The 5,015-nt window shown below is 63.3% G+C and carries 3 protein-coding genes; 2 read left to right on the top strand and 1 reads right to left on the bottom strand.

Annotated features, from left to right (window positions below; all coding sequences use genetic code 11):
- The first annotated feature begins 2,115 nt into the window (after positions 1-2,115).
- Together HY962_01225 and HY962_01220 are read left to right on the top strand one after the other, a co-directional pair.
- Positions 2,116-2,640, top strand: a complete 525-nt coding sequence (locus tag HY962_01225; protein ID MBI5645525.1) for a hypothetical protein — start codon at positions 2,116-2,118, stop codon at positions 2,638-2,640.
- A gap of 65 nt (positions 2,641-2,705) precedes the next feature.
- Entirely contained in the window at positions 2,706-2,963 is a 258-nt protein-coding gene (locus HY962_01220) for a hypothetical protein (GenBank protein ID MBI5645524.1), read from the top strand.
- A gap of 1,050 nt (positions 2,964-4,013) precedes the next feature.
- Here the strand turns inward: HY962_01220 and HY962_01215 are convergent.
- Positions 4,014-4,163, bottom strand: a complete 150-nt coding sequence (locus HY962_01215; protein ID MBI5645523.1) for a hypothetical protein — start codon at positions 4,161-4,163, stop codon at positions 4,014-4,016.
- Between the last annotated feature and the right edge of the window lie 852 nt (positions 4,164-5,015).

The following is a 5,015-nucleotide window of genomic DNA, read 5'->3' as shown; positions in this document are numbered from 1 at the left end:
CACAACGACGAGGGGCTTGCCGGCTTCGCCGGCTCGCCCCTTCATCCCGTTTCCCCGTGCGATACTGCGGAGCTGCGGTGAAGACGCCTTCCCGCTGTGATGGATGGTGGTGGGCTGGGAAGATGTCGTCGACAGCCAGTTCGTCCTTTCGCGCAACAGCAAGACCCGACAACACCTGTGCACTCGAAGCTGCGCTTGAACTACTTACCCGAACAGGCCTAACAGGCGGTTTCACCCGCATGAGCTTGACGCGGCGGCCGAACGCCGCCGCGTCTGCGCGCGGGTGAACCGCGTGTTAGGCTGAAAACCCACACATTTGCTCCGGCGGCGACAACACCGCCGATCGCGGTCAGCGTGCGGGCGCCCAGGCGCGGCTTGCCTCCGCGGCCTCCGGCCGCGTCGGCGTTGCCGGCCTAGCCGCCTGCTTCTCACTGACAGTGTCAATCTCCGCCAGACCATGACTGTTGTTCGAGCACCACTGCCGCTTGCCGTGCGAGATCGACTCATGCGCGTCTGTCCCACGTACCTCTTGTCCGAGCGACGCGCGCAGATGCGCTGGCCTCCGTCGTCACTTGCTGCGCTCTCCTGCGCCAAACCGCGGACCCGTTTCGAACAACCACTGCCGTGCTTGCCGCACGGAACTGATTGAACGCGCATCCGTCACGCACAACTCAGATCCTGCACCATGTTCCATGCGCACCGAACGTCGTCGACAATCGCCGTGCTCGCTGGCGCCAAACTGTGGACCCGCGCGAACAACCATCGCCGTGCTTGCCGTCACGGAACAGATTGAGCACGCATCCGTCCCGCACATGTCAGTCCGAACAACATGAGTATGCGCACCGACCATCGTCGTCAATCACCCCGCTCGCCGGCGCCAAACCGCGGACACGTTTCGAGCAACCACTGCCGTGCTTGCCGCACGGAACAGATTGCACGCGCATCGGTTCCGCACAGCTCAGACCGAACAACATCAGCACCCGCACCGGCCGTCGTCGTCAATCACTGTGGTCGCTGGCGCCAAACTTTGGACGTGTTTCGAGCAACCACTGCCGTGCTTGCCGCGCGGAACAGGCGAGCGCGCATCCGTCCCGCACAACTCAGCGAGCAACATGAGCACGCGCACCGGTCGTCGTCGTCAACCACCGAGTCCGCTGGCGCCAAGATGCGGACACGTTTCGAACAATCATTGCCGTTCCTGCCGCGCGGAGCAGATTGAGCGCGAGCCCGCCCCGTGCGACTCCGTCCGAACAAACTGAGCATGCGCACCGGTCGTCGTCGTCAGCCACCGCGCTCGCTGGCTCCAAGCCAAGGGCTTCGTTTCGAGCGGCCCCTGATGTGCTTGCCAGGCGAACTGCCTTCCCTCGGACGTCCCGACACTGGCGCGAGTCGACACTCGGGCACGCTCGGCACGCGGCACCTTGATTGTTCATACTCCGCGAACGGCCGAGCGCAGTACAGACGCGGCCGCACATTCACGACGACAACAAAAGGGCAGGAATACCAAAAGGCGGGGGCTTGCCGGCTTCGCCGGCCACGCCCCTTGTCACAGAACCGGTTCGTCCTGAAGGCAGCTCGCTTCGATGCTGCGAAGCACGGTGAAGAAGCCATAGCGTTGTGATGAATTGGAGTTACTCGCGCTGGTGACGTCGCAGGCGGGTGCGCCGGCAGTCGCCGGCGCGCCCACCGGCTTGTTCCTCGTTGACGGCCACGCATCCTGCACAACCGAAGACCCGATGCTGCGCTGAACTCGCTACCCCGAAAAGCCTAACAAGCGGGTCCAGCGGCCTGCTTGGCGATAAGACGCGGCGTGCTCCGCACGCCGCCGCCAAGCGCCGCTGACCCGCGTGTTAGGACCTGATCCGCTTGCGCGAAGACGACAACAGCAAACCACGTCGTCGCTCACGTCACATGTATTCCACGCGATTCGAGTAACCGCTGCCGCCAGGGGTGCGCCTGCTGCGCGGTCCGACCGAGCGCGCGCCCGCTCGCAATGTGAAACCCACTGGCGCGCCCGTTCATCGGAAAACGACCGCCCGCCCGACTTCCATCCCGCGGGCCGTCGACCGCCGCGCACCAACCGCTTCCCACTCACGGGTCGACAACGAGGCCTTCGTGAACCGTCCCTATGCCCCCACGGTCATCGCCGTCTTCCTCCCTCTCTCCATTCTCGCTGTCGACAACTGTAGCAGCCTGACCGATTGTTCCCGTGAGGAGCCGGCTCCCCACGAGCGTCTCGTTCTTGGGCGACCTGTCGACGCGCGACTTGCCTTTTGCACGGGCAACGATGTCTGGCAGGTTGATCTCCAGACCGGCATCTACCAAGTCGATGTCGTCGCAGAACGAAGCTTCTGGGACCTTGATATCAAGCTTCCGTCTGGACTCGACATCAACGCCCACGCTTGCGCGGAGTTCGAGGCCGACGGCGGATGCACTACACGAGCCTCGGCGGCTGCGTACCGACACCGACAGGTGTCCTTCGACAACCACCAGCCCGGGACCGCCGAAGTCCGCATCAGCAGCGGCGTGTTTTGCGAGGGTCCACTACCGAACTTCAACTGCCCCTTCCAAGACTCAACATACGGCTACACGCTCCGCGTCGACGAAAGGGATGCAGGCGTCTTCGACGCAAGCCCCTGATGGGCGTTCCGCGATGAAGACCTCCGACGCCAAGGCTTCATCAGCCATCAGGCCCCCGCCCGTTCATGCTTCATGCAGCAGCCGACGCGCTTGCCGCACGTCGACAACCACTGCGCCCGCTCGCGCACAACCCATCACCGCGCTCGAGCAATCACTTCCGTGCTTGCCGCGCGCAAGCCGTCCGTCCGGTCCGCGCCGCGCGTTCACGCTTCGTGCAACAGCCGGCGCGCCTGTCGCACGTCGACAACCCCGGCGTCCACCAGCGCTCAACACCATTACGCCTTCGAGCAATCACTGCCGTGCTTGCCGCGCGGAACCGCTGAGCATCGGTCCGTCCAACTACCTCGCTCCTTTCGGGCGACAACACCCACGACCGAAACACCGAATTACACACAAAGGCAGGGCTTGCCGGCTTCGCCGGCAAGCCCGTCTTCTCTGCGTTTCCGGTTGAAGGCGCTCGCTTCGATACCGCGGGGCTGCGGTGAATACTCCATGTCGCTGTGATGGATGGTGGTTGGCTGTGAACACGTCGTCGACAGCCGCATCGTCCGCTGACGCAACAACCAGTTCGACAACACCCATTCGTCGAAGCTGCGCTTGAATTCGCTTACGCGATAATCCTAACAAGCGGTTCCACCCGCCATGCTTGACGCGGCGGCCGAGGGCCGCCGCGTCTGCGCGCGGGTGACCCGCGTGTTAGGCGCCACTGAATACACAGTGGACCCGATTTCGTTTCTTGCGTTTGCGACGGTTGCTCTCGCTACGTCGAGCGCGGCATCTGTCGCTGTCGCTCGCGACGGGCTTCTATCGTCCGCCCAGCGACGCAATCAGCTGCTGCTTTCCTGGTGCATTCCGATCGTGGGTCCGACCGCGGTTCTCGTCATTCGGCGAGCGCTTGCAAGCCCTCAATCCGACCCTCGCGATGATCCGACTGTGAGCGTTCCTCCCGAGATTGAACCACATGCCGCACACCACGTTCTGGAGGACCACAACGTCGACGGCCACGACAGGTGACCGTGGACTCACGCTGCGCGCAGAGCGAAATCGACTCATGAACTCTTTGCTCGATCTTCTCTACTGCCCGCTCTGCGGTTTTGGTCCTTTTCGCGAGCCATGTCGCTCTGTCGATGATATTCGCTCGAGTTACGAAATCTGTGATTGCTGCGGATGCGAGTGGGGCACGGACGACACCGAAGCCTACTTCTGCGACTGGCTTGCCCGAGGCGCTCCTTGGTTCGTTCCGAAGTCGAAGCCCACCGACTGGAACCTGCATCGCCAACTTGCTCGCTCAATTCGACCCTGGCCTCCATTGTCCCTCGACGCTTCCTTTCCGCACCGGGATGAGTAGTCGCAACACGCTCACGCGAACGAAGTCATCGACGCCAGCATCGCTCGCTGGCGCCGAACCATGCCCTGCCGATACTCGCGCCGCTGCGGTGAATGGCCCCTGTCCCAGTGATGGATGGTTGGTGGGCAAAGAAGACGTTGTCGGTCACCAGCTCGGCCGCCGGACCCAAACCCATGCTTCTTCCGATTCTCCGTGGCTGCGGTGGATACTCTTTCTCGCTGTGATGGATGGTGGTTGGCTGGGAAGACGTCGTCGACAACCGCGTCATCCGCTGACGCAACAACCAACTCGACAACACCCATTCTGCGAAGCTGCGCTTGAATTCGCTCACGCGAAATGCCTAACAAGCGGTTCCACCCGCCATGCTTGACGCGGGCGGCCGAGGGCCGCCGCGTCTGCGCGCGGGTGACCCGCGCGTTAGGCCTTCAATTCTTTTGACCGACGACGACAACACCGAATCATGTCGTCGCTCACGTCCTTCCATTTCGCGCGAATTGACAACCTCTGGCGCCTTGGGCTGCGCCTGCCGCGCGGTTCGAGCGACCACTCCCCTGCTCACAGTGGGGGGCTTCTTCGTCCGGTCGCCCTCCCTCCGAGCGCATCCCGCACTCACCGATTTCTCTCGCGCACACCGACAACCCCCGCGCACGCTGACGCAAGACCCAGTCACGTATACGAGCAACCCCTGCCGTGCTTGCCGCGCGAGGACCCATCATGCTGTTGCGCGTCCCGCACTCGCGCATTCACTCAACCTTCGACGCGTTTGCCGCACGTCGACAATCACCTCCACCCCTCGCGCAAAGCCCCGTCACAGGTTCGAGCAATCACTGCCGTGCTTGCCGCTCGGGACCGGTCGACAACGGCTGCAACAAAACACCGAAACAGACACAACGACGAGGGGCTTGCCGGCTTCGCCGGCTCGCCCCTTCATCCCGTTTCCCCGTGCGATACTGCGGAGCTGCGGTGAAGACGCCTTCCCGCTGTGATGGATGGTGGTGGGCTGGGAAGATGTCGTCGACAGCCAGTT

The organism is Ignavibacteriota bacterium (assembly GCA_016218045.1).
In the GTDB taxonomy this organism is placed as follows: domain Bacteria; phylum Bacteroidota; class Ignavibacteria; order SZUA-365; family SZUA-365; genus JACRFB01.
The sequence above is the reverse complement of the archived record's forward strand: the minus strand, read 5'-3'. Positions and strand labels throughout refer to the sequence as shown.

What these genes read in the sequence shown, in the direction of transcription:
- HY962_01220 (MBI5645524.1), top strand. Translation starts at nt 2,706, where the DNA reads ATGCTTCATGCAGCAGCCGACGCGCTTGCCGCACGTCGACAACCACTG.
- HY962_01215 (MBI5645523.1), bottom strand. Translation starts at nt 4,163, where the DNA reads ATGGGTTTGGGTCCGGCGGCCGAGCTGGTGACCGACAACGTCTTCTTT.